The organism is Pseudomonas sp. JL2, from assembly GCF_031570495.1.
GTDB lineage: Bacteria > Pseudomonadota > Gammaproteobacteria > Pseudomonadales > Pseudomonadaceae > Aquipseudomonas > Aquipseudomonas rhizophila.
Genome location: NZ_JAKUDH010000015.1, coordinates 35,369 through 60,662, shown reverse-complemented (window position 1 = coordinate 60,662; position 25,294 = coordinate 35,369). Strand labels below are relative to the sequence as shown.

Below are 25,294 nucleotides of genomic sequence, written 5' to 3'. Positions count from 1 at the left end.
TGATGGTTTGCCCCACAACGACCCGGCCGAAAGGCCGGGTTTTTTGTGTCTGCTTGTTGCATCGGGCAGTATCTTCGTCGCTCCACCGAATTCGCGTCTTTTTCCCGCAAATAACCCCCAGTAGACTTGTAACCCGTTTGAGACAAGATTAGCCACGCGGCCTGGCAGCGTTCTGTTGCACAATACGCCCCGGATCGTTTTCCTCAGGATGTTCAATGTTCAAATCATTCCCTATGCGCACCGTCGGGCTGGCACTGGTGCTGGCCGCTGCAGCCGGTTGCTCGTCGAAGAAAACCGCTATCTACGAGCATGAAAACTTCGATGACTCCGGTACGTTCTCGCGTTCCTATTCAGTGAATGATGCGGCGACCTGCGAAGCCGGGCGCCGGGCATTGCTCAGCCAGGGCTACATCATTACCAGTAGCGATCCGAAGCTGGTCAGCGGTCACAAGAGTTTTCAGCAGACCGGCGAAACCCATATGGAGATCAGCTTCAATCTGGTCTGTGCGCAAGACAGTGGTCCCGGACACCGTGCGACCATGTTTGCCAACGCCTTGCAGGACCGTTATGCGCTGAAAAAAACCAACAACTCCGCCAGCTTGGGCGTGGGGGTGCTGGGATCGGTGTCGATGCCGATCGGCTCGTCCGATGATTCGATGGTCAAGGTTGCCAGCGAAACCGTGTCGTCGGCGAAGTTCTATGAGCGTTTCTTTGCCCTCGTGGAGTTGTTCCTGCCCCCCGAGGCGAAGAAACCCGTGGAAGAAACCGAAAAGCCCAAGGCTGAGCTTGGCGTTCCTGAACCCCAGGTCGAGCCGGCGGCGTTGTCACCGGTTTCTACTCCGCAGCCGGCACCGATGCCTGTTCCTGCACCAGAGCCGGCACCGATTCCTGTACCTGCTCTAGCTCCAGAGCCGGAGCCGGCTTCCGAATCGGCTCCCGAACCGGCACCGGCGCCAGTCGCGCCGGTGGAGGAGGCCACGCCCGCGCCTGCCGAGACTTTTCCGGCCAGTTCGGAGCCGGTCGCGCCGCCGGCCGAGCCTGCGCCCATCGCACCCAGTGAGCCTGAATCATCCGAGCCAGAGTCGTCGACGCAAGCCATTACACCGCCACCCTCCAGCGCCTTGCCGGCCCCCTCCGAGCCGATCCAGCCGCTTCCCGCCTCTTGATGCTCAGTGGCAAGGGTGGAAATCCCTTGCCACACCTGCACGCAGTAATTTCCCAGCGCTGTGCTACGTTTAATTCATGAAGCTTTTGCTTCATGTTTTGTTCATAAAGCGGCTTTATGCTGATTCCAGCGCCATCAGGCATCGGTTTCAACGTTACGTTATGGGAAGGATTCAAGATGGATGATTATCAGGAAGAGCTGCTGGAATATCAGGCGTATGAGCTTGATCCCCTGGAACCCGCCGAGGATGCAACAGAGCTGTAAATCAGCTAAAAGCTACACGTTATAAGCGGCAAGTTTGCAGCTTAAATGCTTCTACGACTGCGCCGAAACTCGCCCGGAGTCTGGTTGTTCCAGCGCTTGAAGGCGCGTTGAAAGGCTTCCGCTGAGGCGAACCCCAGCAGGTACGCGATTTCACCAAACGCCAGTTCAGTGTCGCGAATGTAGGTCATGGCCAGGTCGCGGCGAGTGTCGTTGAGGATTGCGCGAAATTGCGTGCCTTCTTCGGCCAGTTTGCGACGCAGTGTCCAGGTCGGCAGCTTCAGACGCGCCGCCACTTCTTCCAGGTCGGGTTCCCGACCGCCGTTGAGCAAGGGCCCCAGCAGTTGGATGATGCGCTCGCGCAGGCTGCGGGTGCGCGTCAATTGCTCCAGTTCCCGTTCACACAACTGAACCAGGTGTCGCCAGGTGCCGGGGCAATGTTGGGGGTTGCGTTGGGCGAGACTGTCGAGTCCCAGGCGTAGCTGATTGTGTTCGGCACCGAACTGGATCGGGCAGTCACCGAGCGCGCGATAGGCCTCCAGGTATGCCGGTGCTTCGAACTCGATTTCCACCCGTTCAGCCCTCAACGCGACAGCACTCACGCAGGACAGCTGCGCCAGCCAGCCGGCGATGATCGAATCCACGACGAAGCGGTTGTAGGCGTTATAGGGGCTGATGGAATAGAACCGCAGCCACGCGCCTCGGGCATCTTCATGAAAACTCGACTGACCGCGATAGTTGGAGCCGTACAGCGGCTCGAAGCGGATCATGCACCGCGCGGCTTCGCGCACCGTCGGTGCCTGAGCCGCCGTCACGCCTGCCAGCCCGGCCTGGCTCAAGCGGCTAAGTTGGCCCATGCGCAAACCCAAGGCAGGGTCCTGGGTCTGTTGGATGGCGGCGTGCCCCAGGCGCATGTAGCGCGGGATCGACAGACGAGCCCCGGGCTCGGCCAGGCGTGCCGCATCCAGACCGTATTGTTCAAGCAAAGGCTGGGGATCGTGGCCATGGCTGGCAACCGCGTCGGCCAGGCTATGGACGAAGCTGACTGACAAGTCTCCCAGTCGCATCGGTTGCGGTTTCATGGTGTTACAGCCACAGGTTCAGCAGACGGGCGCCACGAGCTTCACCGTCGGGAAAATGCTCGCCGTCATGACTGATGAAACTCTGCCCGGCGCTGCCGTTGTCCCAGAACTGACCGCGCAGGAAGACACTGACGCCGCCCCTGGCCTGGCTGCTGGGCGGCTGGCTGGTCAGTGTCAGGCGATGCCAGGCCTGGCCTTCACTCACTTCCCCAGGCTTGAGGCTGACTTCACTCGGTGTGGACAGGCCCCTATAGCCACTCCAAGGTTTTTCCCAGGTATGGCGACCGTTGACAAAGGCAGGCACTGCCACCAATTGCGCACCCTGTTCATTCAACTGCCGATAATGAACCGGGTACCAACTGTCGCTGCCGATCAGCACGCCCAGGCGACCGGCAGGGGTGTCGACGACGCTGATTGTGTCTGGATGGTCTGGCCCAAGCACGCCCTGTTGCTCGAACATGGGGTGCTGTTGGCGCTGTGGCTGGCCCAGCGGCCGACCGTCGCGGCCGAACACCAAGCTACTGTTGTACAACGGGCCCCGGCCCACTTTCAGTTGGCCATCGCTGACGCTTGGCTCGGGCAGCACGATGGAGCCGGCCACCAGAGTCACGCCGAACTCCTTGGCGAGTCCGCCGAACAGTGCCTGGTAGTCACGGGCCATGGTGTCGGCTTTCATGCGCAAGTAAGCATCGTCCAGCCGGTTGTCACCTTTTGCGCTGACCAGCGCCTGGATGAACGCCAGCGGGTTGCTGACCGCCAGCCAGTTCATCGCTTCCTTCAACGTGGCGGCCTGATACAACTCGTCTTTTTCCCCGGCGACCATCAACCAGGTGCCAATGTGCTCGGGCAAGACCACCACGGTTTTGTCATTGAGCAAGCCCAGGTCACGAGCGGTTTGCAGATAGGCCGCCAGTTTGCGGTGCAGGCGTTCGGGGCTCTGGTAGTCGGTGGGGAACAGTTCGGGCTGGATGCCCAGCAAGTTGCCTTGATCGGCGGGGGTGCCCTGGTTCACCGCCAGGTTGATGCGAAGGTCTGACAGGTAATGACCCGCCGGACGATCCACCGTCCACAGTGCGTAGGTGATCAGGGCGGCAATCAAGGCCAGTGACAACAGCAGGTACAGAAATTTGCGCATGGGAACAGTCAGCGGCCGTGTGCGGATTCGCTGACTAGGGTAGGGCCCACGATGGGGTGTTGCCAAGGGGCGTTGCGCATTTGGATCATTAAGTTGTCAGTTACGGCCATTGAGCACGCAGCTTCCCGCTCTTAGGCTGTCTGGCATGACTGATGGAAGCCGCAGAGCCTCCGCATTTTTCCGTGATCGCCCGTTGTGGAGTTATCGATGACCGCCCCTCATTACCCGCACCTGCTGGCCCCGCTGGACCTGGGTTTTACCACGTTGCGCAATCGCACCCTGATGGGGTCGATGCACACGGGTCTTGAAGAAAAACCCGGTGGTTTCGAGCGCATGGCGGCGTATTTTGCCGAGCGCGCGCGTGGCGGCGTGGGTCTGATGGTCACCGGCGGAATCGGGCCGAATGACGAGGGCGGCGTTTACTCCGGCGCGGCCAAGCTGACCACCGAGGAAGAAGCCCTCAAGCACCAGATTGTGACCCGTGCCGTGCATGAGGCCGGTGGCAAGATCTGCATGCAGATTCTCCACGCCGGGCGCTACGCCTACAGCCCCAAGCAGGTGGCACCGAGCGCGATCCAGGCGCCGATCAACCCGTTCAAGCCCAAGGAGCTGGACGAAGAGGGCATCGAAAAGCAGATCAGTGATTTTGTCACCTGTTCGGTCCTGGCCCAGAAAGCCGAGTACGACGGTGTCGAGATCATGGGCTCGGAAGGTTATTTCATTAACCAGTTCCTGGCGGCCCATACCAACCACCGCACCGATCGCTGGGGCGGCAGCTATGAAAACCGCATGCGCCTGCCGGTGGAAATCGTGCGTCGGGTGCGTGAGGCGGTCGGTCCCAACTTCATCATTATCTTTCGCCTGTCGATGCTCGATCTGGTGGAAGGTGGCAGCAGTTGGGATGAAATCGTTCAGTTGGCCAAAGCCATCGAGCAGGCCGGGGCGACGATCATCAACACCGGTATCGGCTGGCACGAGGCGCGGATTCCTACCATCGCCACCAAGGTTCCGCGGGCGGCGTTCAGCAAGGTCACAGCCAAACTGCGCGGCTCAGTGAGTATTCCGCTGATCACGACTAACCGCATCAACACCCCGGAAGTGGCCGAGCAGATCCTGGCCGAAGGCGACGCCGATATGGTGTCCATGGCGCGGCCTTTCCTGGCCGATCCGGAGTTCGTCAACAAGGCTGCCGCCGGGCGCGCGGATGAAATCAATACCTGCATCGGCTGTAACCAAGCCTGTCTGGACCATACCTTTGGCGGCAAGCTCACCAGTTGCCTGGTGAACCCGCGGGCGTGCCATGAAACCGAGCTCAATTACTTGCCGGTCACCCAGGTGAAAAAAATCGCTGTGGTCGGTGCCGGTCCGGCCGGTTTGTCCGCTGCTACCGTGGCGGCCGAACGGGGTCATCAGGTGACGCTGTTCGATTCGGCCAGCGAAATTGGTGGCCAGTTCAATATCGCCAAGCGGGTGCCGGGCAAGGAAGAGTTCTTCGAAACCCTGCGTTATTTCAAGCGCAAATTGCAGACCAGCCATGTCGAGCTGTGTCTCAACACGCGGGTGGATGTGGCGCAATTGGTCGCGGGCGGTTTTGACGAGATCATCCTGGCCACCGGTATCGCACCGCGGGTGCCTGCGATTCCCGGGGTGGAGCATGCCAAGGTCCTCAGCTACCTGGATGTGATTCTGGAGCGCAAGCCAGTGGGCCGCAGCGTCGCGGTGATCGGGGCCGGCGGTATCGGCTTCGACGTGTCGGAGTTCCTGGTCCATCAAGGGGTTGCCACCAGCCAGGACCGTGAAGCGTTCTGGAAAGAATGGGGGATCGATACCCTGCTCCAGGCGCGCGGCGGTGTGGCGGGTATCAAAGCCGAGCCCCATGCCCCGGCGCGGCAAGTGTTCCTGTTGCAGCGCAAGAAATCCAAGGTGGGCGACGGCCTGGGCAAGACCACCGGCTGGATTCACCGCACGGGCCTGAAGAACAAGCAGGTGCAAATGCTCAACAGCGTCGAGTACCTGAAAATCGATGACGAAGGCTTGCACATTCGCATCGGTGAAACCGGCGAGCCGCAGGTGCTGGCCGTGGACAACATCGTGATCTGCGCCGGCCAGGATCCGTTGCGCGAGTTGCAGCAAGGCCTGGAAGCCGCAGGGCAAACCGTCCACCTCATTGGCGGTGCCGACGTAGCGGCAGAACTGGATGCCAAGCGGGCGATCAATCAGGGTTCGCGATTGGCGGCGCAGTTGTAAAAGACCGAATCTGCGGGGGCTGAGCCCCTGTGGGAGCGAGCCTGCTCGCGATAGCGATGAAGTCAGTTGCCTGAGTGTTTACTGACCCACCGCCATCGCGAGCAGGTTCACTCCCACAAGGGGTTGCGATGAGTTCGTGACCGAGCTGTTAAACTTGCGGCTCGTCCCGACTCGGCCTGCTGCAATGTTGCTTTCCTGCCTCGACTGGCACCCCCAACCCCGCCTGGAGCTCCTTCATCTGGACTGGCTCGCCCGTGCCGGAGTTGAAGTGGCGGTGCTGCGTCTGGACCAGATTGACCCCCTGATCAGCGGCAACAAGTGGTTCAAGCTGGTTCACCATCTGCGCGCTGCCCATGAGGCCGGTGCCAAGGGGATCATGAGCCTGGGCGGTGTCTATTCCAACCATCTGCATGCGCTGGCAGCGGCTGGCAAGCGCTTCGGGTTCCCAACGGTCGGGCTGCTGCGCGGCTATCCCCAGGAAACGCCGACGGTCCTTGACCTCAAAGCGTTCGACATGGATCTGCACTGGCTGGGTTATGGCGGATACCGAGGGCGGCACGCCGCGGATTTCTGGCAACCCTGGCAGGCGCAATACCCGCACCTGCATCCGGTGCCTGAGGGCGGTTCAGGATTGTCCGGCGCGCAGGGTTGCATGGATTGGGTGGCCGGGGCCCGTGAACAATTGGCGGCGTTGGGCTGGGTGGATTACCACGGCTGGTGGCTGGCCTGCGGTACCGGAACCTCCCTGGCGGGGCTGGTATTGGCTGAAGCGGGGGAGCACCCGGTCTACGGCGTGTTGGCTGTGCCTGCGGATCACGGCGTGGCGCAGCAGGTCGAAAGCATCGTGGGGCAAGCAGGTCTTTGCAACCCGCGTTATGAGTTGTTCGACGGCAGCCGTGGCGGCTTTGCCCGGATCGACGCCGAACTCGTCGCCTTCATCCAGGCCACTGGCGCCATCGAACTGGAGCCGCTGTATACCGGCAAGGCGTTGATGCTGCTCAAGGCGCGGGTCGAGGCCGGACAGTTTAGCCGCGGCACCCGCTTGATTTTCGTTCACACCGGCGGCTTGCAAGGCCGCCGAGGGTTTGAATAACGGGCGTCAGCCGCGTTTGGGCATCATCCGCAGCAGGGTGTTATCGCGCACGATGTAGTGGTGGTACAGACCCGCCAGGGCATGCAGGCCAATCAGCCAGTAGCCAATGGTGCCCCCCAACTCATGCCAGCCCTCCAGTTGTTTGGCAAAGTCTTTGTCCTGATCGATCAGCAGCGGCAAGTCGAAACCATAGAACATCACCTGATGCCCTTCGGCACTGGTGATCAGCCACCCCAGCAATGGCATGGCGATCATGAACAGGTACAACGCCCAGTGCATCAGGTGGGCAAGGAAGGTCTGCCAGGCAGGCGAGGCGGGAAAGATGGCTGGAGCCTTCCCCATGCTGCGGGCGAACAGGCGTAGCCAGACCAGCACAAACACGGTCAGGCCGAGCATGAAGTGAGCTTCTTTGATCAGGGTCCGGCCGTCACTGCCTTTGGGGAATATCCCTCGCAGTTCGATGCAGGCATAAACCACGGCCAGTAGAATCAGCATCAGCCAATGCAGGGCGACCGTGACGGTACTGTAGCGGTTTTCCGAGCTTTTCCAGGGCATGCAGGTATCTCCAGTCATCAGGTAGAGCACCGTCTTATGCGGCGTAGTGCTCCTACTGTAAGCCCGTTTTTTCGGGTTCGCTTGAGCCAGATCAGTTTCGCCAGTATGAACAACCCCGATCAATGCATTCACAGGATGGCGGCTGTTGCGCCGCCGCGCGGGAGCAAGCGCCCTGGTCACGCAAGGAGGTCAGGGTGTCAGGTCTGGCGGATTCAGGAGCCAGTCCAATAGCAGCCTTGTGTCATTTTGACCCTGCACCGGTTTCGTTTGTATGGCGGGCTGCCCACCGCCGACATCGCCTACCCCCAGGCACAGCACCGGTCGGTCGGGGTCACCATCGAGAAAGCTCACCAGCACTACGCTGCCGGTCCTCAGGGCGGGCCGCTCATTCAGCGTCAGGCGTGACACCGGCAGCGTGATGCCTTCGTTATCCGGGGTCCACAGGCTGACAGTGACACGGCCGCGGTGATCGGGGCGTGTCGGCTGATCGCCAGGGTCGAGTACGTATGCGAGGTGATAGCCGGGGATGCAGGGTCTTGGATGCTTGAGGGCAGGCCTGAATACGGTGGACCATGGGATGGCCGAAAACCGGTTACGGTAATCGCGGGTCGCCGGTGTGGGCGACAGGTTGGTTTCAAGGATGGAAAATTGCCGCCCGCGATGCTGGATATCGGTGATCAGCCACTGGTCGTTGAAAGTGGACTCTGGATGTTCACTGATCTGCACGATATGGCCGCTGCGCAGGAAGGGCTGGTGGCTCTGGCCCTGGATTTCCCGCTGTCGACAGCGCAGCCGCTCAAGTCTGCGGCGGCCGGCCTGGTAGCGATGAGCCAACGTCGGACTGCTGCGTATCGTCTCGTGATTTTCACCTTCGAAGGCGTGATTGGCCGCGCTGTCCCCGGCTTGGCTTGTGTCGCGATCACTGAAGCCGGCCGGCAGGCCATGGGTCATTGCGCAGTGTCGCTGGTACACCTGCCTGAGGGCTGGTTGCTGGCCGGGATCAGGGCACAGGTTCAGTTCGACCGGACGGGCGGGAAAACTTTTCGGGTCTTCGGCGAACACCAGGACATGGCCATGAACGGTGTGTTCGAAGTGGTAATGAATGCCTTCTTCTTCACACAACCGGTGCAGCAACTCCAGATCGCTCTCCTCGTACTGGATACAGAACGGGCGGCACGGGTACTGCCCATGGGGCAGTTCAAAGCGATAGCTGTGGGCCGGCAGCGCATTGTCTTCCAGCAGTCGATGCAGGATCTGCACAGCGCTGAGCCGGTAGAAAACCCGTCGCCGTGGGCCCTGTTCCAGGCGCTGGAGGTACGGCACCAGCGTCAAGCGATAGCCGATGCGCTGTGGGGCGTGGCTCGTCACGCCGACGCTGTGCACAACGCCATGCACACCGCATTCGCCATCGAGGCGCAGGAAGGCAGGCTGGTCCAGCAACGTGTCGGGATTGATCGGCGGCGACAGCCCGATCAATTCAAGGTCGAAACGGTATGGCTGATTAAGCGCTTCGCGACCGTTAAACCTCAGGACTTGCAGGCGCAAATCGCTTTGCGTAAGGGTCAGGCTGAAAGGACTTTCCGATTCGTTGCGCATCGCGGTTCTTACTGGCTGGGGAGATAAGTTCACGAGAGTACGAAACCGCAGGAGGAAAGGGGGCCCCAAATCGCCATTTCAGAAACTCCCTACAGCACGTCGGGGAAATGTTGATTCATCGGCGGTGATTTTTTGGTCGATCAGCCGGTTTAGGCCGTATAAACTTGCGCCACAGCGCCGGCCAGCAGATGTCTCGGCGCGACAGACAAGAGAGTGAGTAATGGGCGCACAGTGGAAGGTTAAACACAAAGAAGCGGCTGCCAACGCCAAGGGCAAGATCTTCGGCAAGCTGGTGAAGGAAATCACCATTGCCGCGCGCAACGGCGCTGACACTGCCACCAATGCGCATCTGCGACTGGTGGTCGAGCAGGCGAAAAAGGCCTCGATGCCCCGCGAGACCCTGGAGCGCGCGATCAAGAAAGGCTCCGGCCAGCTCGGCGAAACCGTGCAGTACCATCGTGTGACCTACGAAGGCTTCGCACCGCATCAGGTGCCGCTGATCGTCGAATGCGTGACCGATAACATCAACCGTACCGTTGCCGAGATTCGCGTTGCGTTTCGCAAGGGCCAACTGGGTGCCTCGGGTTCGGTCGCGTGGGACTTCAACCATGTCGGCATGATCGAAGCCGCCCCGGACAGCCCCGACGCTGATCCGGAAATGGCCGCCATCGAGGCCGGCGCCCAGGATTTCGAACCGGGCGAAGACGGCGCGACGCTGTTCCTCACTGATCCTTCAGACCTGGATGCGGTGCAGAAGGCGCTGCCGGAGCAAGGTTTCACTGTGCTGTCCGCCAAGCTCGGCTACCAGCCGAAAAACCCGGTCAGTGGCCTGACGGACGAGCAGATGGCCGAAGTCGAGGCGTTCCTGGAGGGCCTGGACAATCACGACGACGTGCAGGACATGTTTGTCGGGTTGGTCGGTTAAGCACCACAACCCCCTGTGGCGAGGGAGCCTGTCCCTTCGCCACAGTCGCGCAGTAAGCCTTCAATCTCCTCAAACCCCGGCCGCCCCAGCACCTGCGGCTGACAGCAGCGCGCCTGCAGATCCTGCAACGTTGCCAGTTCCTCAGCATTGAGCCCCGGTTCGATCCGCGCCAGCAATTCCCCCAACAGAATCCCGAACGCCCGCACTTCGATGCGTTGTAACGCACGGGTTTGCACCGTGTCGGCAGTGGCATGGAACGACGCCGCGCCAAAGTCGCCCAACAGGCTGTCGCCCTGGTCATTGCACAAAATATTGTGCCCGTACAAATCACCGTGGGTAATGCCCTGGCGGTGCAGGTGCGCCGCCACCGAGGCGATGCCCAGGGCGATGCGCAAGGCCACGGGAGCGCTTAAACGCAGTGCGTCGGCATACACGTCGCGGGTGCAGGACTCCAGGCTCGGCAGCCCCGCCAGGTTGCGGTAGCTGGGCGCGATCAGGTCCATCACCAGTCCGGCCTGTTGCTCGGGGTGCCCGTTGATCTGGCCCAGCACGTCGATAAGGTTCGGATGACGACCTGCGGTGATGCAGGCGTGCATTTCATGCAATGGCGAGCCGTCGCTGGTCATCTGGCCTTTGTACAGTTTGAGCGCGACGTGTCGCGCGACCTGACCCGGTGGTTGCCATAGCGCCTGATGAATCACCCCCGAAGCGCCTTCGCCTAATTGTTGATGCACGTTCAGTTGCGACCAGTCGATGGGCGTCGTCCTCGCCAGGAGGTCGGCGTTGGCCTGGGTTTCCAGCGGGTTGCCGGCATAGGCCAGCCAACTCAGGCTTGGCAACTCGAGCAACCATTGCGGCAGCTCGGTCAATTGGTTGGCGGCGATGCGCAGCAGTTCGAGACGATGGCATTGCCCCAGGCTCGTGGGCAACTGCTGTAATCGGTTGCCGGCCAGCATGAGCTTTTGCAAGTGCGGGCGTTGGCCGAGCTCTTGCGGCAACAGACTGATGCGGTTGTCCGTCAGGATCAGCCAGCGCAATAGCGGAGGGAGGGCAGCGCCGGGCACGCGTTCGATGCGGTTGGCCTTGAAACCGACCATGGTCAATGCCGCGCAGCGACCCAGGCATTCGGGCAATTCAATGAAGTGGTTGTCCGAGCAGAACAACATCCGCAGGTGGGGCAACCGATGCAGATCATCGGGCAGCGCAGTCAATTGGTTGCCGCTGAGATTGAGGACTTCGAGCGAGTCGGCCAGGTCGAAAATTTCCCGGGGGAACTGTGTCAGGCCGCAGGACAGATCCAGCCGTTTGATGCCCGACAGCTGGCCGGCGCGCAGTTGAGCGAGGGTGTGCATGAGAGGTTCGCTGCTGATCAAGGGGCGGGCATCAAGCCCGAAGCCGCACAGTTAACCAATAATCAGTTCAACACAACACCCTGTGGCGAAGGTTTTATCTGTGGGAGCAAGACTTGCCCCCACAAGGCCCCCTCGCCAGCGTCGAAGGTGTCTAGCGCTCGACGCTGCGGTTCCATCGCGCGTTCCAGGCCGGGCGTTGCTCGTTGACCTGGTCCCAATCCACCGCAATCGCCGTTTCCAGGTACTGCTTCATCGCCTCGACCTGGCCGCGGGTTTTGTCAGTGGTCGGTGTGGTGGGGTTGGACGGGATCTGGTCGCCTTCTTCCAGGGCGATGGCCTGGGCTTCGGGCGTCAGCAGGAAGGCGGCGAGCTTTTGCGCCAGTTCAGGCTGGGTGTTCTGGGCAATGGCGCACTCAGCGACATTGAGCACCACCGCGCCTTCCTTGGGTTGGGCGTACTCGACCGGCATGCCCTTGAGTTTGAGCGCGGTCACTTGGGTCGGCGTCAACGGGAACAGCGCGGCTTCGTCGGTTTGCAGCATTTCGGAGATCTTCGCTGAGCTGGGGATGTATTCCAGCACGTTGGGTCCGACGGTGTTTGGCCAGGCCTTGAAGCCCGGTTCGACGTCAGTTTCGCTGCCGCCCTGGATCCGGTTGAACATCAGAAAACCGTGCAGGCCGAAGGTCGAGGAAGCCAGGGACTGGAACACCAGTTTGTCCTTGAAGCGCGGATCGGCCATGTCCATCCAGGAGGTGGGCGCACTCCAGCCATTTTCCTTGAACAACCGTGTGTTGTAGGCAAGTCCCGTGACACCGAGGCTGACGGCCACGGCTTGATCCTTGATGCGGCCCTTGGCCGGAATCTGGGCCAGGGGCGGGCTGTCTTCGAGCTTGTCGCACAGCCCCATGGCGATGGCGCGGTACATGATGCCGTCGTCGAGGAACATCACGTGCATTTGCGGGTTGCCTTTACTGGCCTGGACTTTCGCCAGGATGTCGGCGGAGGTGCCGGGCACGATCACCACTTTGACGTTGTTGGCTTTTTCGAAGGCCGGCAAGACCTTGTCGGCGTAAAGCCGCTCCATGGTCCCACCGTTCATGCCCAGATAAAGCGTCGGCTCGGCCATCGCTTGGCTGACGGGGAGCAGGGCGCCCAGGCAGGAGAAACCCAGCGAGCAGAAACCGAACAGTGCACTGCGTTTGACGTTATTCATTGGCGCGACCTTCCTCTATCAAGCAACGGAGATGGAGTGAAACCGGGTGATTGAAAACGCATCCAGCGACGTTTTTGACGCGCCGCAGCAGATGATCTCGGTGAGCGCCTGGCCCACCGCGGGACCGATCTGAAAACCTGCGCCGGCAAAGCCGAACGCATGCAACAGGCCGGGTTGGGTGCTGCTGTGGCCGATCACCGGTTGGCGATCGGGCAGGTAACCTTCGGTGCCGCTCCAGGTGCGAATCGCCTGGGCACCTTCCAAAAAAGGGTAGAGCTCGACGGCTTGGCGCAGGATGTCGACCACTGCGTTCTGGCCGGGGCGGGCGCGGGCATTGTCCAGGGCGAAACCTTGGCCGCCCCCCAGCACGCAATTGCCACGGGCGACCTGGCGGGCGTAGATACCGCCGCCCTCCACGCCGGTGCTGGCATCCATCACCAAGGGTAATGGCTCAGTGACCAGCATCGCTGGATGCCCGGCGTGCATCGGCACCGCTTCGCCAAATTGCGCGGCAAAATGGCTCGCCCAGGCGCCCGCGCAGTTCAGCAGCCAGGGGGCCTGAAGCACCAGGCCCGTTTCGGTACGCACACTAAAGTGCTGACCGTCATGCTCCACATGGCTGACTGCGCATTGTTCAAAGACCTGTGCGCCATGCCTGCGGGCCGCCTGGGCAAATGCCGGGGACACCAGTCGCGGATTGGCGTGGCCGTCGTCCGGGCAGAGGGATGCTCCGACTGCAACTGCGCCGACCCATGGGAAGCGGGCGCGCAACTGGTCACGATCCAGCAGTTGCAGATCAAGGCCGAAGCCCTGGCTGTTGGCGGCATAGTCGTGCAGGGCTCGCAAGTCGTCGGGGCTGCGGGCCAATTTCAGGTGACCGCTGCGCTGGTACTCCCCGTCGATGCCGATCAACTGCGGCAACTGGCTCCAGATTTCATGGGCCCGTTGCGACAACGGCAGTTGTGACAACGGTCGACCCTGGCGCCGCACGCCGCCGTAGTTGACGCCGCTGGAGTGCGAACCGCAGAAGTCTCGCTCCAGCAATGCCACCCGGCGTCCGGCCTTGCTCAGGAACAGCGCGGCCGAGGCGCCGACGATACCGCCGCCAATGATCACGACATCCACTTCGATCATGGCTCGACCTCCAGGCCAAACGGTACGGGTTTGACCGGTGCCTGTGCCCGCATCCGGCCGATTTCGCCGACCGGACGCCCGCTCTCGCTGGCAATGATTTCCGCCGCTGCCGCGCCGCACATTCTCCCTTGGCAACGCCCCATGCCGACCCGGCAATGGGCCTTGACCCGGTTGATTTCCCAATGGCCTTCACTCACTACCTGGCGGATCTCGCCTGCGCTGACTTCTTCGCAGCGGCAGATCATCAGGTCGTCAGCGGCGTGGGCGGCCCAATCCGTCGGAAAGACAAAGGCGCGCTCCAGGCCCTGTCGGAAACGGCCGATGCGTTCCAGGGATTGTTCCAGTTGGGCGCAACGCTGCGGGTCGACCAGGTAGTCGAGGTCTTCGAGCAAGGCCAGGGCCGCACGTTCGCCGGCGATTTCCGCGGCGTCGGCACCCATGATTCCGGCCCCGTCGCCTGCCAGGTAGATCCCCGGCACGCTGCTGCGACCGGCAGGGTCACGCTGCGGCAGCCAGGCGCGGTTTAGGGGGCTCCAGGAAAATTCGCAGCCCAGCAGGTCAGCCAGTTGGGTTTCGCTGCGCAAGCCGTGGGCGAAGGCCACCGCGTCGCAGTCGAGCGATTGCAAGCCTTTTGCATTGCGCCACTGCAATGACTGGACGCGCCGTTCTCCGTCGATACGCGACAGGCTCGCACCCTGATGCACAGCGATGCCGTGGCTGCTCAGCCAGGCGCGATAGTAGAGCCCCTTGGCCAGTGTGGCCGGTTGAGCCAGCAGGCCGGGCAGGGCGCGGGCCTGGGCGCTCAAGGGCGAGCTGTCGAGTACCGCGACCACCTTGGCGCCGGCCTTGGCGTATTGATAAGCCACCAGATAAAGCAAAGGGCCGCTGCCGGCGAACACCACCCGTTCGCCGATGGCGCAACCCTGGAACTTCAGGGCGATCTGCGCCGCGCCCAGGCTGTACACACCGGGCAGAGTCCATCCCGGAGCGGGAAGAATTCGGTCAGTGGCGCCCGTTGCGACGATCACGCTGGCGTACTCCAGGCGCGCGGCGCGGCCCTCATGCAAGGTATCCAGCAGGCCCGACTCGGCGTTCCACACCAGTGTGTCTGGCCGGTAATCGAGCTGTTCGCGCAACGCGTCGAAGGTTTGGTGCAGGGCGCTGGCTTTGTGCGCCTCAAAGCCATACAGCTTGGCCGGCGAGCGTTTGAAGTTGGCCGGTTGTTGCCGATAGATCTGTCCGCCACCGCGTGCGGCTTCATCCAGCAGGACGGGGTATACGCCGTGGGCGACCAGGGTCTGGGCGGCGCGGATACCCGCCGGGCCGGCCCCGATGATGACTACCGGTTTCATAGCCACCTCGCAGGCGATGCTGTGGGATTTATGCTGCTATCGCCGCCGCCATCGCGAGCAGGTTCGCTCCCACAGGGGGACGGTGGTGATGCTTGCTGCAAGTCCCCTGTGGCAGCGAGTCTGTTCGCGATGGGGCCATTCCAGACGGCATTGTTCATGGCTGGCGCCCCGGTTCGCGGGTGATCTGCTGGCCGGCTTCAAGTAGCGTCGAGCAGGCGCGCACGCGGCGGCCGTCGCCTAGCCGGACCCAGCAATCCTGGCAGGCTCCCATCAGGCAGAAACCGGCCCGGGGCTCGGCGCTGAAGTCGCTGCCGCGCAAGTGTTCACTGCAGGTCAGCACAGCGGTAAGCAGGGTATCGCCCAGCAGACCGATGGCCGGTTTGCCGTCGAGGATAAAGTCCAATGCCGGGCGGTCGCCTTCGGCCAGTCGTTTCAACAGAGCCATGGCGCCCTCATTGTTTGCCCACCAGAACTCGATCCAGGCCATAGACCCGGTCGAGCAGAATCATGGTCAGCGCCGTGAGCGCGATGACCAGCGCCGACACCGCCGCCATCATCGGGTCGATGGATTCGGTGGCGTAGACATACATGCGCACCGGCAGGGTTTGCGTGGCCGGTGAAGTGACGAAGATCGACAAGGTGACCTCGTCGAAGCTGTTGATGAACGCCAGCAACCAGCCTCCTGCTACCCCGGGCAGGATCATCGGCAAGGTGATTTGCCGAAACAGCGTGAAGCGCCCGGCCCCTAGCGATTGCGCGGCCTGCTCGGCGCTGCGGTCCAGGCCGATGGCCGAGGCCAGCACCAGACGCAGTACATACGGTGTAATCACCAGCACATGGGCGAAGATCAGCCAGGTGAAGCTGCCGTTCACGCCCATCAGCGCAAACAGCCGCAGCAACGCCACACCCAGTACCAGGTGTGGAATGATGATCGGCGACAGGAACAGGCCATTGAAAAAATCCCGGCCAGGGAATTCGAGCCGTGTGATCGCCAGCGCCGCCGGCACCGCGATCAACGTCGCCAACGACGCCGCACTGAATGCCAGGATCAGGCTGTTGTAGAACGCATCGATAAAGTCGGCGCGTTCGAACACCGCACGGAACCAGCGCAGGGAAAACGCCGTGGTCGGCAGGCTCAGGGTATTTTCCGGGGTGAAGGCAACAAGACAGACCACCACCAGCGGCGCCATCATGAACACCACCACCAGGGCATGAAACAACAGGGCGAAAGGACCGTTCCTGGACATGATGAGTTACCCCAATGACTTCTTGTAGCGGCCTTCGATCATGCGGTTCCACGACAGCATGATCAGCAGGTTGAGCAGCAGCAGCGCGACGGCAATGGCCGCGCCCATCGGCCAGTTCAGCTCCGACAGGTACTGGTCGTAGATCAGCGTGGCGACCATTTTCAGGCGGCGCCCACCGAGCAGGCCGGGAATGGCGAAGGAACTGGCGGCGAGGCCGAACACGATGAGGGTGCCGGACAAGACGCCGGGCATGATCTGCGGCAGCACGACCTTGCGCATCACCGTCAACTGGCTCGCGCCCAAGGACAGTGCGGCCTGTTCGGCGGCCGGATCGAGTTTTTGCAACGAGGTCCAGACCGGGATGATCATGAATGGCAGCATCACATGCACCAGGGCGATGACCACGGCAAACGGCGTATAGAGCAGCTTCATCGGTGAGCCGCCCAAAGCTTGCAAAGTCTGGTTGACCAGCCCGTCGGCACCCAGCAGCAGGCTCCAGCCGAAGGCCCGCACCACCACCGAAATCAGCAGCGGCGTGAGAATCAGAATGAGGAAGATCGAGCGCCACGGCGCGCCCATGCGGCTGAGGATATAAGCCTCGGGCACGCCGATCAGCACGCACAAAATAGTGGTGAGTGCGCTGATCCAGAATGTGCGCAAGAAAATCTCGTAATAGTACGGGTCGCTCAGCAGGCTGGCGTAGTGGTCGAGGGTGTAGGCGTCCCCGTCGATGCCCGTGCCGTAGTCGAAGACATTGAACGACAGCACCAACGTCAGTCCCAAAGGAATGACCAGCAGACCCAGGTACCAGGCCAGGGCGGGCGCGGACATCAGATAGCCTTGCCTTCCCCGGCGCATTGCATCGATCAGCTTCATGCCGGCACCTCGTCCACGCTCAGCACCCGCAGCAGCGCCGGATCCCAGTCAAGACCTACCGCCGTGCCTTCGGTCATCGGCGCGCAGCCGTCGTTGCGGCGCACCACGCTGAGCTCGCCCAGGTTGGTCGAGACGCCGTACAGCCATTGGCTGCCGAGAAAGAAGCGGCTGACGATGACGCCTTGCAACCGACCCGAGCCGGCTTGGCACAGATCGATTTTCTCTGGACGCAGGCTCAAGACCAGTGGGCCGTGGCCCTGGCTGCAAGCTTGAACATTGCCCTGGCCGTCGCGCTCGCCGGGCAGCAGGTTGGCTTTGCCGACGAAGCCGGAAATGAACTCGGTGCGCGGGTGTTCGTAGAGGGTGTACGGCGCGTCGATCTGAGTGATTCGCCCGGCCTGCATCACCACGACTCGGTCACTGATGGACAGTGCTTCGGATTGGTCGTGGGTCACCATCAATGTGGTGATGCCGACTTCCCGCTGAATGCGGCGGATTTCGTACTGCATCTCCTCGCGCAGGTTGGCGTCGAGATTGGACAGCGGTTCGTCGAGCAGCAGCACTGGCGGTTCTATCACCAGCGCCCGGGCCAGTGCCACGCGCTGGCGCTGGCCGCCCGAGAGTTCCCGCGGGTAGCGCTCGGCGTGCTGGTCCAGACGCACCAGCTTCAGCACCCGATCCACCCGTTGTTGCAGCTCGGCGCCGGGCACTTTGCGCATGCGCAGGCCGAAAGCGACGTTGTCCTTGACGGTCATGTGGGGGAACAGCGCGTAGCTTTGGAACACGACGCCCAGGCCCCGACTGGCGGGCTTGGCATGGGTGATATCGCGACCGTCCAGCAGGATGCGCCCACTGCTGACTTCGACGAAGCCGGCGATCATTTGCAAAGTGGTGGTTTTGCCGCAGCCGGAGGGGCCCAGCAGCGAGACGAATTCGCCTTTTTCCACCGAGAGATGGGTGTCCACCACGGCATCGATGGCGCCGTAACGTTTGCCAAGTCCTTCAAGTTGCACAAAAGCCATGATTGCGCTCCACCTGAGATTGTTATGCGTCGCCACAAGGCGCGCTTTTTTGTATGGGCAGATACGAAGGGATGCTGCGGGGTGCGTTGGTGCTCGACGCTAAGTCGGCTGCCGCTGTTGTTCGAATCGCCCCTGTATGGACGCAGAGTAGGACGAAGAATAGGATGGGCTCAATGGACTATTTCACTGAGACGATGACTATTTTCATTTTCATTCGTTGAGTAAATTTAACCAGCGAGAAACTTCATGCCTGATTCCACTGATCGGAATATCGAAAAAAACGAAGTCGGGGTCGGCGCGGTCTCTCGACTGTTTGCCGTGTTGCGCAGCCTGGGTGACACCGTCGAGGGCGGGGAGCGGGTCACGCAACTGGCTCAGCGCATCGGTCTGTCTCAACCCACCACACATCGCATGCTGCGCAGCCTGATGGACGAGGGCATGGTCGAGCAGGATGCGCGCAGCAAGCGCTATCGCCTGAGCCTGGACTTTTTTGCCTTGGCCGCGCGTGCCGGGAACACCGGCAACCTGCGTGAGTTGACGCGCCCTGCCATGCTGCGGCTGTCGGCGTCCCTGGGGGATTCGTTGTTTCTGCTGGCGCGCAGTGGTTTCGATGCGATCTGTCTGGACCGCAGTGAAGGTCCTTTCCCGATCCGCACATTCACCGGCGACATAGGCGGTCGCGTGGCGTTGGGCGTGGGGCAGGGCAGCCTGGCGATCCTGGCATTCCTGCCGGAAGAAGAGCGCGACACGGTGATCCAGTACAACCTGCCACGGCTCAAGGATTTTCATTTGTACGATGAAGTCTTCCTGCGCACGGAAGTGGAGAGCGTGCGCGCGCTGGGCTACGCCGGACGCAACACCGGGGTGTTGCAAGGCATGGCCGGGGTGGCTGTGCCAATCCTGGACCGGGAGGGCCGCGCCGTGGCGGCGTTGAGCGTGGCGACCGTGAGTGATCGACTGGGGTCCGACCGGCTGCCGACGGTGGTGGAAATGCTCAAGCGCGAGGCCGCCCTGATCGGACCGCGAGTCAACCCGTTCGACCCGCTGCTGCGCAGACCTTCGCAGGTGTTTGGGCAGGGTTGAATTTCACGGGCATCCCCGACCTCTGTGGGAGCGGGCTGCAGCGCTCAGAAATTCAGGGTTTGCTTGAGCTTTTGCGCCGCTGGCGTATCACTGGGTATGACCATCGCATAGTTGTATCCCGGTCCGGACCAATACTCGGCTTGCAACTCGCCGTCACGACGGCTGCCGCGCGGTAGCAGGAAATTTTTCGGGCCTGGTGGACGCACGTAGAAGCTGATCTTCTGGCCGCTCGGGTCCTGATAAACCACCATCGCCGCCGCGCCTTGCTCGGTGCTCAGCAATCGCCCGCTGACCGGCTTGAATCCTGCCGCCGACAGATCTGGCAGGCGGTCGGCCCGGGTGAAGTAACGGTCGAGCCAGCCTTGCATGGTGCTCTCATCGCCGCCTTGGTAATCGGCCGGCAGGATGCCTTGCTGGGCAAACAATCGATACGCCTGCAAGGCGTCGCTCATGGGCAGCATAGCGCTGACGAGCGTCATCTCCCGGGCCTTCCAGCCGCTCAAACCGCCGACACTGACGGCCAACACCAACACTGCCGCGCTGGCCAGATGGCGATGGAACCGATGTTTCAGGCGTTGGCGGATCGCTGTCGGGTCGAGGTCCGGATTAGGCGCGTGTTGCAGGCCTGCGTTCAGGGCCGCGCGCAAGTGTTGTGCGTCCTGTTGCCAGGCCTGGACCCGGGCGGCGACTTCCGGGTGATTGGCCAGGTAGTTTTCCATCAGACGCTGGTCGGCTTCGCTCAGTTGACGATCGACGAAGGCGTGCAAGTCGTTGTCGCTGGGGGGCATGCTGATCATTTGAGTATCCGCAGGGCAGGGCGGGTGATTTCGCCGTCGCTGAGTTGGCGCAGGGCCTGGCGGGCGCGGGATAGGCGCGACATCACGGTGCCGGTCGGCACGTCGAGGATGTCGGCCACTTGTTGGTAGCTCAAACCTTCCACCGACACCCACAGCAACAGCGCACGTTGTTCGGTCGTCAGTCGATCGAAAGCCTCGAGGGACGATTGGGCGATCACGCTGCGCTCGGCTGAAGGGTGAGCATCATCGCGACCGGTGAAAAATTCCAGCATGCGTGCATAGCGTCGGGAACGACGATGGCTATCGAGAAACTGTCGATAAAGAATCGAAAACAGCCAGGCCCGAAGGTCACCATCGGCCCGTTTGTCATTCCATTTTGACAATGCCCGCTCCAGGCACGCTTGCACCAGGTCGTCAGCATTGCTGGGGTTGCGCGTCAACGACACGGCAAAACGCCGTAGTCGGGGGATGAGCGTGCGCAACTGTTCGTCGAGTTCGTTCATGGCTGTGCTTCTTTGGCAGTCACTGCGCCGGGAGTGGAAAGACGACTCGCGAACGAGATTATTCCAGCCTGGGGAAAATAAATACGAAGTGTGGGAATAAAACCCTCTGGCTTTCGTCTGACGGGTCCTTTAGTACAAACGGCCTTGGGCCTTGGAGCTTCGTCATGGTTGACCCTTCCTTTGAACCGAGCCGGCCGCCGTTGAGTGCCGCCAGCCTGGCGCTGCGCCTGACCGGCATTGCTGTGATTGTTGCCGCGTTGGCCGGGACATTTGCCTACGTCAACGGAACCCTTGACCCACAACGCCTGACACCGAATGCGCTGGTCAACGTGCTGGAAAAGAACAACGGTGTGCACCCGGGCTTTCGTCGCAATCACTCCAAAGGGGTTTGCGTTGCGGGCTATTTCCAAAGCAGCGGTGAGGCTCGCCCCTATTCCAGTGCCCAAGTCTTCCTGGAGGCGCGCACGCCGGTCGTCGGGCGGTTTGCCTTGCCCAGCGGCAACCCCTACGCGCCGGACAACAGCGTGCCAATCCGCAGCCTGGCGCTGCGCTTCACCCAAGCCAACGGGCAGCAGTGGCGTACCGGCATGAACAGCATGCCGGTGTTTCCGGTGGGCACGCCCGAAGCGTTCTATCAGTTGCAACAGGCACAATCGCCGGATCCGGCCACGGGCAAACCCAACCCTGCGGCCGTACCCGCCTTCTTTGCCGCGCACCCGGAAGCCAAACCGTTCCTGCAATGGATCAAGACGGCCAGGCCATCGGCCAGCTATGCCACCGAAACCTACAACGGCATCAATGCGTTCTATCTGGTCAATCCTGCGGGACAACGCCAGGCGGTGCGGTGGGGCGTGGTGCCAGTGGCTTCGGATGGCACGGACGTGACGCCGCCCCAGGGCGCTGACTTTCTGGAACAGGATCTGGTCAAGCGCCTGGCTGCGGGGCCGTTGCGCTGGCAGCTGAATATCACGTTGGCCAATCCGGGCGATCCGGTGAACGATGCCAGCAAAGCCTGGCCCGAAGATCGAACGGTGCTCAACGCCGGTACGCTGGTGCTGGAGCGCACCCAGTCACAGGACGACGGCGAATGCCGCGACATCAACTATGACCCGCTGATTCTGCCGAGCGGCATCGAAGGTTCAGATGACCCGCTTTTGGCGGCGCGCTCTGCCGCGTATGCCAGTTCGTACTTGCGGCGCACCAGCGAAGTCAGTCAATTGCCCGCCAACCAGGAGTCCCGCCCATGAGCGCCCCTCGACACTTCGCACCGCTGGCTCGACTGCTGCACTGGTTGATGGCATTGATGGTCATTGCCATGCTCTTTATCGGCGCGGGCATGGTGGCCTCGGTGTCCGAGCGCCATGAATGGCTGCTTCAGTTGCACAAACCCTTGGGCATCGCGATTTTGTTGCTGGTGATCGTGCGCCTGGTGGTGCGCTTTACGACACGCCAACCACCATTGCCGGCCGATCTGCCAGGCTGGCAGGCGTTGGCGGCCAAGGCGTCCCATGCTCTGTTGTATGCCTTGATGTTGATTCTGCCCCTGTTGGGCTGGGGCATGATTTCAGCGGCGGGAGACCCGGTGATGCTCAGCAGCTCCCTGCAATTGCCTTCCATCGTACCGGCGGATGCCCAGACTTTCGCACTGTTGCGCAAGGCCCACGGCTACCTGGCTTATCTATTGTTCCTGACCGTGCTGGTGCATCTGGCGGCGGCACTGTTTCATGGTTGGGTGCGTCGGGATGAGGTGTTGGACAGTATGTTGCGAGGACGGGATTGAAGTCCCCGCTACCTGTCGACAAACGATAACTTGTGGCGAGGGAATGAATCCCTCGCCACCGAGTGCCCACCACGGGGAGAGCGTTGGATGATGGAGCGTTAGCGCAGCTCGTCGACCATGTCCGCTATGGTGCTCAATACATCCTTGCCCAGTTGCATCGAACGCTTGCCGGACCAGCCGGTGCGAGGATCCGGGTGGTCGTCATGATCCTTGAACGGCATCTCCAGGGTCAGGGACAGGCAGTCGTATTTCTGGCCGACCGCGTTACAAGCCAGGGTCATGTTGGCCAGGCCCGGTGCGTCGCGGGTGTAGCCGTGAGCGGTCTGAAAGTCTTTGGTCTGGTGCTTGAGATCGCTGCGAAAGCGCTCTTCGAGTTCGGCAATGCGTGGCGTGTAGCCGGGGTTGCCTTCGCAACCGGCAGTGAAGACGTGAGGGATTTCCTCGTCACCGTGAACGTCCAGGAACAAATCTACGCCGTATTTTTCCATTTGCTGCTGTACGAAAAATACCTCAGGACTGATTTCCGGACTGGCGTTCTGCCAAGCGCGGTTGAGATCCTGCCCCATGGCATTGGTACGCAGATGGCCGTGGAAGGCACCGTCAGGATTCATGTTGGGCACCAGATACAGATCGGCCTTGGCAAGCAGTCGGTTCAAGCGCGTGTCGTCCTGATGCTGCAGGCGTTCGATCACGCCCTCCATGAACCACTCGGCCATGTGCTCGCCGGGATGCTGCTGGGCGATGATCCAGACTTTGCGTCGACCTTCGGCACCGCTGCCCTTGCGCAGTAGTTGAATGTCGCGGCCTTCCACGCTTTTGCCGACGGCCAGCAGTTCGGTCCCGGCCTTGTGCAGAGCCTGCTCGATCAACCAGTCGTGACGACCACGGCTGTAGGGTTCGAAATAGGCAAACCAGGCATGGGACTGTTCGGCTTCCAGGTGAAAGCGCAGGGCGTCGCCTTCGAACTGTGTGGGAATACGGAACCAGTTGACGTGATCATAAGAGGCAACGGCCTGGTAACCCGTCCATGCCTTGTTGTAGGACGATTGACTGGCATTGAGCAAACGAAAGGAATATTCCTGGCCGACATGCAAGCCACTGGCCTTGAAGTGGAACCACTGGAAGTGGGCGCTACGGGTGTCGGGTCTGATCTTCAGCAGTGATTGCAAAGGATTGCTGATGTCGACGATCTCGATGTTGCCGCTGTCGAAATTGGCGCTGATATCAAAGGAAGATTTAGCCACGGTCACGATTCCTGTGATGGATTTTATGACCGTTACTTTACACGCAAGGAGGAGGATGTCGGGACGATTTGCGTGACAGAAAAGAGGGGGCGTCCTCCCTGGACGCTATTGGAGCTTAGTGAGTCCGCGATTGATTCTCAAGTGCTGCCTGTCGATAGTTTTCGTCGGTATGGCGTGGAGTGCTTGAAAAGGGATATTCATTTGCTATCATCGCCGCCATCGAATGAGCGACACCCAAAAGACTTCATTAGCCTGAAGCCATAAGCCGAAAAATCGGCAAAAAAAGACCCGGCAAAAAGCCGGGTCAAAAACCGTGATTAGCCTGATGAGGAGATATTCCAGAAGTCCGACCTAAGGTCTTCTGGCCTATCGACTGATCTCGCGACCAGCTGATGCAATAATAATCATTATCATTTGCAAGTCAAATGTTTTTATCCTGTCTATTGGAAAATATTTTCCTGGTCCCGCATTCGCGGTGCCATTCCCAAGTGTTACGCCTAGCGAGTAGGGTAGCCATCCAGTGACCGGTCAAGCATCACCTTGACCAGATCAATCATATGCACCACTGAAAAAGCCAGGTCGCGGCTCGACCCTTGTAGTCGGCTGGCGGATTCCTGGGCGGTGGCGGCCGCACAGCGCAGCAGGTCGCAAGCATGAACCAAGGCCTCTTCTGCGCTGATGTTGCGGTTTACGTCGAAGAAGCGATGTTCTGCAGGCGCTTCCGACATACCCGGTTTCAAGTAGTAGTCCAGAGCGCGTTGGGCCGCCGGGCAGTCCTTCAGCGAGGTGAATTTACTGTCGAAAGGGCGGGTGGGCTCATCGTTGTTGAGTCTGTCCATGGTGTCTAGATTCTCCGTGTAGGGGCTGAAATCCTAAATCCAGAATAGTACCTATCGTAATTGTGACGATAATTTAAATACTACATTTTGTGTTTTGATGGTCGGAGCCAGCCAAGTATCGTGCCGCTCATGGATAAATGGATAGAGTTGGTCAAGGCCAAGATGAAGGAGCTGCGCATCACGCAAGTGGTGCTCGCAGAACGTTTGGGGATGTCCCAGGGCGGCGTCGGCCATTGGCTGACCAAGCGCCGGCAACCCAGTGTCGACGACATGAACCGGGTCCTGCGGGAGCTGGGGCTGGAGTTTCTGGAAGTGGCGATGGTGATCCGCGAGCCGGACACCTCCACCGAGGAAGGCATGGCCCTGGCGCAGAAGTACAATCCGTACTTCCGCTACCCGGTAAGTGATTGGAGCGAGGTAGGCGGGATTCGCGAAGGCGATCTGGCGTCCTACAGCCAGGCGCGCTATGAGCTGACGGACTATCACGCTCAGGGGGACGCATTCTGGCTCGTGGTGGTGGGAGATGCGATGACGTCACCCAGCGGGTTGAGCATTCCCGAGGGTATGTCGATCCTGGTGGACCCGGCCATTGACGCGGTGCCAGGCAAACTGGTGGTTGCCCAATTGCCTGACAGCAGTGACGCCACCTTTCGCAAGTTGATTGAAGAGAGCGGGCAGCGTTACTTGGTCCCGCTCAATCCCACCTACCCGAAAACCCTGTACACCGAGCAATGCCGCATCATCGGTGTGGTCGTGCAGGCCACCATCAGGTTCTGACTGGATCGGCCCGTGG

Annotated in this window: 25 protein-coding genes; 9 read left to right on the top strand and 16 right to left on the bottom strand. The window is 61.2% G+C overall.

Annotated elements, in window-relative coordinates:
• Nucleotides 1-215: 215 nt before the first annotated feature.
• Nucleotides 216-1,166 carry a DUF2242 domain-containing protein gene (locus tag MKS85_RS19005; RefSeq protein WP_188251331.1) on the top strand — a complete coding sequence of 317 codons (951 nt, stop codon included), beginning with the start codon at nucleotides 216-218 and terminating at the stop codon, nucleotides 1,164-1,166.
• Nucleotides 1,167-1,282: 116 nt separating this feature from the next.
• Nucleotides 1,283-1,429 carry a hypothetical protein gene (locus tag MKS85_RS19000; protein ID WP_171061343.1) on the top strand — a complete coding sequence of 49 codons (147 nt, stop codon included), beginning with the start codon at nucleotides 1,283-1,285 and terminating at the stop codon, nucleotides 1,427-1,429.
• Between the two features lie 41 nt (nucleotides 1,430-1,470).
• Here the strand turns inward: MKS85_RS19000 and MKS85_RS18995 are convergent, their stop codons facing one another.
• Nucleotides 1,471-2,508 (bottom strand): AraC family transcriptional regulator, encoded by a 1,038-nt coding sequence (locus MKS85_RS18995; protein WP_188251330.1) that lies wholly within the window; start codon nucleotides 2,506-2,508, stop codon nucleotides 1,471-1,473.
• A 4-nt stretch (nucleotides 2,509-2,512) separates the two neighbouring features.
• Complete coding sequence (locus MKS85_RS18990; RefSeq protein ID WP_188251329.1) at nucleotides 2,513-3,643, bottom strand: carbon-nitrogen hydrolase family protein; 1,131 nt, start codon at nucleotides 3,641-3,643, stop codon at nucleotides 2,513-2,515.
• Between the two features lie 207 nt (nucleotides 3,644-3,850).
• Between MKS85_RS18990 and MKS85_RS18985 the strand changes: the two genes are divergently transcribed.
• Together MKS85_RS18985 and MKS85_RS18980 are read left to right on the top strand one after the other, a co-directional pair.
• Nucleotides 3,851-5,890 (top strand): FAD-dependent oxidoreductase, encoded by a 2,040-nt coding sequence (locus tag MKS85_RS18985; protein WP_188251328.1) that lies wholly within the window; start codon nucleotides 3,851-3,853, stop codon nucleotides 5,888-5,890.
• A 184-nt stretch (nucleotides 5,891-6,074) separates the two neighbouring features.
• Nucleotides 6,075-6,983 (top strand): 1-aminocyclopropane-1-carboxylate deaminase/D-cysteine desulfhydrase, encoded by a 909-nt coding sequence (locus MKS85_RS18980; protein ID WP_188251327.1) that lies wholly within the window; start codon nucleotides 6,075-6,077, stop codon nucleotides 6,981-6,983.
• 6 nt (nucleotides 6,984-6,989) lie between these two features.
• Here MKS85_RS18980 and MKS85_RS18975 read toward each other — a convergent pair whose 3' ends face one another.
• Nucleotides 6,990-7,538, bottom strand: coding sequence for a cytochrome b (locus tag MKS85_RS18975; protein ID WP_139049596.1), 549 nt, complete (start codon nucleotides 7,536-7,538; stop codon nucleotides 6,990-6,992).
• 189 nt (nucleotides 7,539-7,727) lie between these two features.
• The gene (locus tag MKS85_RS18970; protein ID WP_310663115.1) at nucleotides 7,728-9,134 is read right to left on the bottom strand and encodes a type VI secretion system tip protein TssI/VgrG; all 1,407 of its coding nucleotides are present in this window, start codon (nucleotides 9,132-9,134) and stop codon (nucleotides 7,728-7,730) included.
• Between the two features lie 220 nt (nucleotides 9,135-9,354).
• Here MKS85_RS18970 and MKS85_RS18965 point away from each other — a divergent pair, with 220 nt between their 5' ends.
• Nucleotides 9,355-10,059 (top strand): YebC/PmpR family DNA-binding transcriptional regulator, encoded by a 705-nt coding sequence (locus tag MKS85_RS18965; RefSeq protein ID WP_188251325.1) that lies wholly within the window; start codon nucleotides 9,355-9,357, stop codon nucleotides 10,057-10,059.
• Here MKS85_RS18965 and MKS85_RS18960 read toward each other — a convergent pair.
• The 8 genes from MKS85_RS18960 to MKS85_RS18925 form a co-directional block, all read right to left on the bottom strand.
• Nucleotides 10,056-11,411 (bottom strand): leucine-rich repeat-containing protein kinase family protein, encoded by a 1,356-nt coding sequence (locus MKS85_RS18960; protein WP_188251324.1) that lies wholly within the window; start codon nucleotides 11,409-11,411, stop codon nucleotides 10,056-10,058. The two genes, MKS85_RS18965 and MKS85_RS18960, sit on opposite strands and share 4 nt — an antisense overlap.
• A 151-nt stretch (nucleotides 11,412-11,562) precedes the next feature.
• On the bottom strand, nucleotides 11,563-12,624 hold the full coding sequence (locus MKS85_RS18955) for an ABC transporter substrate-binding protein (RefSeq protein WP_047228486.1): 1,062 nt from the start codon (nucleotides 12,622-12,624) through the stop codon (nucleotides 11,563-11,565).
• A gap of 18 nt (nucleotides 12,625-12,642) precedes the next feature.
• A complete protein-coding gene (locus tag MKS85_RS18950; RefSeq protein WP_047228485.1) occupies nucleotides 12,643-13,758 on the bottom strand; it encodes an FAD-binding oxidoreductase in 1,116 nt (371 codons plus the stop codon).
• Nucleotides 13,755-15,110: an NAD(P)/FAD-dependent oxidoreductase gene (locus tag MKS85_RS18945; RefSeq protein WP_188251323.1), complete on the bottom strand. Its 1,356-nt coding sequence runs from the start codon at nucleotides 15,108-15,110 to the stop codon at nucleotides 13,755-13,757. Before MKS85_RS18945 ends, MKS85_RS18950 begins: the two co-directional genes overlap by 4 nt.
• A gap of 154 nt (nucleotides 15,111-15,264) precedes the next feature.
• Nucleotides 15,265-15,555 (bottom strand): (2Fe-2S)-binding protein, encoded by a 291-nt coding sequence (locus MKS85_RS18940; protein WP_047228483.1) that lies wholly within the window; start codon nucleotides 15,553-15,555, stop codon nucleotides 15,265-15,267.
• Between the two features lie 7 nt (nucleotides 15,556-15,562).
• The gene (locus tag MKS85_RS18935; protein ID WP_047228482.1) at nucleotides 15,563-16,357 is read right to left on the bottom strand and encodes an ABC transporter permease; all 795 of its coding nucleotides are present in this window, start codon (nucleotides 16,355-16,357) and stop codon (nucleotides 15,563-15,565) included.
• Between the two features lie 6 nt (nucleotides 16,358-16,363).
• Nucleotides 16,364-17,233, bottom strand: coding sequence for an ABC transporter permease (locus MKS85_RS18930; protein WP_139049602.1), 870 nt, complete (start codon nucleotides 17,231-17,233; stop codon nucleotides 16,364-16,366).
• Nucleotides 17,230-18,255: an ABC transporter ATP-binding protein gene (locus MKS85_RS18925; RefSeq protein WP_107322282.1), complete on the bottom strand. Its 1,026-nt coding sequence runs from the start codon at nucleotides 18,253-18,255 to the stop codon at nucleotides 17,230-17,232. Before MKS85_RS18925 ends, MKS85_RS18930 begins: the two co-directional genes overlap by 4 nt.
• Nucleotides 18,256-18,501: 246 nt before the next feature.
• Between MKS85_RS18925 and MKS85_RS18920 the strand changes: the two genes are divergently transcribed.
• Entirely contained in the window at nucleotides 18,502-19,338 is an 837-nt protein-coding gene (locus MKS85_RS18920) for an IclR family transcriptional regulator (RefSeq protein WP_188251322.1), read from the top strand.
• A 44-nt stretch (nucleotides 19,339-19,382) separates the two neighbouring features.
• Here the strand turns inward: MKS85_RS18920 and MKS85_RS18915 are convergent, their stop codons facing one another.
• Both MKS85_RS18915 and MKS85_RS18910 read right to left on the bottom strand, forming a co-directional pair.
• Nucleotides 19,383-20,135 (bottom strand): anti-sigma factor, encoded by a 753-nt coding sequence (locus MKS85_RS18915; protein ID WP_047228478.1) that lies wholly within the window; start codon nucleotides 20,133-20,135, stop codon nucleotides 19,383-19,385.
• Nucleotides 20,132-20,638: a sigma-70 family RNA polymerase sigma factor gene (locus MKS85_RS18910; protein ID WP_047228477.1), complete on the bottom strand. Its 507-nt coding sequence runs from the start codon at nucleotides 20,636-20,638 to the stop codon at nucleotides 20,132-20,134. Before MKS85_RS18910 ends, MKS85_RS18915 begins: the two co-directional genes overlap by 4 nt.
• Nucleotides 20,639-20,802: 164 nt before the next feature.
• Between MKS85_RS18910 and MKS85_RS18905 the strand changes: the two genes are divergently transcribed.
• The gene (locus MKS85_RS18905) at nucleotides 20,803-21,885 is read left to right on the top strand and encodes a catalase family peroxidase (RefSeq protein WP_047228476.1); all 1,083 of its coding nucleotides are present in this window, start codon (nucleotides 20,803-20,805) and stop codon (nucleotides 21,883-21,885) included.
• Entirely contained in the window at nucleotides 21,882-22,418 is a 537-nt protein-coding gene (locus tag MKS85_RS18900) for a cytochrome b (protein WP_047228475.1), read from the top strand. The genes MKS85_RS18905 and MKS85_RS18900 overlap by 4 nt, the downstream gene beginning before the upstream one ends.
• Before the next feature lie 98 nt (nucleotides 22,419-22,516).
• Here MKS85_RS18900 and MKS85_RS18895 read toward each other — a convergent pair whose 3' ends face one another.
• Nucleotides 22,517-23,668 carry a M14-type cytosolic carboxypeptidase gene (locus tag MKS85_RS18895; RefSeq protein WP_047228474.1) on the bottom strand — a complete coding sequence of 384 codons (1,152 nt, stop codon included), beginning with the start codon at nucleotides 23,666-23,668 and terminating at the stop codon, nucleotides 22,517-22,519.
• Between the two features lie 491 nt (nucleotides 23,669-24,159).
• Nucleotides 24,160-24,501 (bottom strand): DUF6124 family protein, encoded by a 342-nt coding sequence (locus MKS85_RS18890; protein WP_188251321.1) that lies wholly within the window; start codon nucleotides 24,499-24,501, stop codon nucleotides 24,160-24,162.
• 129 nt (nucleotides 24,502-24,630) lie between these two features.
• Between MKS85_RS18890 and MKS85_RS18885 the strand changes: the two genes are divergently transcribed.
• On the top strand, nucleotides 24,631-25,278 hold the full coding sequence (locus MKS85_RS18885; RefSeq protein ID WP_107322285.1) for a LexA family transcriptional regulator: 648 nt from the start codon (nucleotides 24,631-24,633) through the stop codon (nucleotides 25,276-25,278).
• The last annotated feature ends 16 nt before the right edge of the window (nucleotides 25,279-25,294 follow it).

Coding starts and splice junctions, on each gene's coding strand:
- MKS85_RS18900 (WP_047228475.1), top strand. CDS start 21,882: ATGAGCGCCCCTCGACACTTCGCACCGCTGGCTCGACTGCTGCACTGG.
- MKS85_RS18910 (WP_047228477.1), bottom strand. CDS start 20,638: ATGAACGAACTCGACGAACAGTTGCGCACGCTCATCCCCCGACTACGG.
- MKS85_RS18990 (WP_188251329.1), bottom strand. CDS start 3,643: ATGCGCAAATTTCTGTACCTGCTGTTGTCACTGGCCTTGATTGCCGCC.
- MKS85_RS18930 (WP_139049602.1), bottom strand. CDS start 17,233: ATGAAGCTGATCGATGCAATGCGCCGGGGAAGGCAAGGCTATCTGATG.
- MKS85_RS18945 (WP_188251323.1), bottom strand. CDS start 15,110: ATGAAACCGGTAGTCATCATCGGGGCCGGCCCGGCGGGTATCCGCGCC.
- MKS85_RS18970 (WP_310663115.1), bottom strand. CDS start 9,134: ATGCGCAACGAATCGGAAAGTCCTTTCAGCCTGACCCTTACGCAAAGC.
- MKS85_RS18885 (WP_107322285.1), top strand. CDS start 24,631: ATGGATAAATGGATAGAGTTGGTCAAGGCCAAGATGAAGGAGCTGCGC.
- MKS85_RS18980 (WP_188251327.1), top strand. CDS start 6,075: ATGTTGCTTTCCTGCCTCGACTGGCACCCCCAACCCCGCCTGGAGCTC.
- MKS85_RS18955 (WP_047228486.1), bottom strand. CDS start 12,624: ATGAATAACGTCAAACGCAGTGCACTGTTCGGTTTCTGCTCGCTGGGT.
- MKS85_RS18935 (WP_047228482.1), bottom strand. CDS start 16,357: ATGTCCAGGAACGGTCCTTTCGCCCTGTTGTTTCATGCCCTGGTGGTG.
- MKS85_RS18890 (WP_188251321.1), bottom strand. CDS start 24,501: ATGGACAGACTCAACAACGATGAGCCCACCCGCCCTTTCGACAGTAAA.
- MKS85_RS18995 (WP_188251330.1), bottom strand. CDS start 2,508: ATGAAACCGCAACCGATGCGACTGGGAGACTTGTCAGTCAGCTTCGTC.
- MKS85_RS19005 (WP_188251331.1), top strand. CDS start 216: ATGTTCAAATCATTCCCTATGCGCACCGTCGGGCTGGCACTGGTGCTG.
- MKS85_RS18915 (WP_047228478.1), bottom strand. CDS start 20,135: ATGATCAGCATGCCCCCCAGCGACAACGACTTGCACGCCTTCGTCGAT.
- MKS85_RS18960 (WP_188251324.1), bottom strand. CDS start 11,411: ATGCACACCCTCGCTCAACTGCGCGCCGGCCAGCTGTCGGGCATCAAA.
- MKS85_RS18965 (WP_188251325.1), top strand. CDS start 9,355: ATGGGCGCACAGTGGAAGGTTAAACACAAAGAAGCGGCTGCCAACGCC.
- MKS85_RS18950 (WP_047228485.1), bottom strand. CDS start 13,758: ATGATCGAAGTGGATGTCGTGATCATTGGCGGCGGTATCGTCGGCGCC.
- MKS85_RS19000 (WP_171061343.1), top strand. CDS start 1,283: ATGCTGATTCCAGCGCCATCAGGCATCGGTTTCAACGTTACGTTATGG.
- MKS85_RS18985 (WP_188251328.1), top strand. CDS start 3,851: ATGACCGCCCCTCATTACCCGCACCTGCTGGCCCCGCTGGACCTGGGT.
- MKS85_RS18925 (WP_107322282.1), bottom strand. CDS start 18,255: ATGGCTTTTGTGCAACTTGAAGGACTTGGCAAACGTTACGGCGCCATC.
- MKS85_RS18975 (WP_139049596.1), bottom strand. CDS start 7,538: ATGCCCTGGAAAAGCTCGGAAAACCGCTACAGTACCGTCACGGTCGCC.
- MKS85_RS18920 (WP_188251322.1), top strand. CDS start 18,502: ATGCCTGATTCCACTGATCGGAATATCGAAAAAAACGAAGTCGGGGTC.
- MKS85_RS18905 (WP_047228476.1), top strand. CDS start 20,803: ATGGTTGACCCTTCCTTTGAACCGAGCCGGCCGCCGTTGAGTGCCGCC.
- MKS85_RS18940 (WP_047228483.1), bottom strand. CDS start 15,555: ATGGCTCTGTTGAAACGACTGGCCGAAGGCGACCGCCCGGCATTGGAC.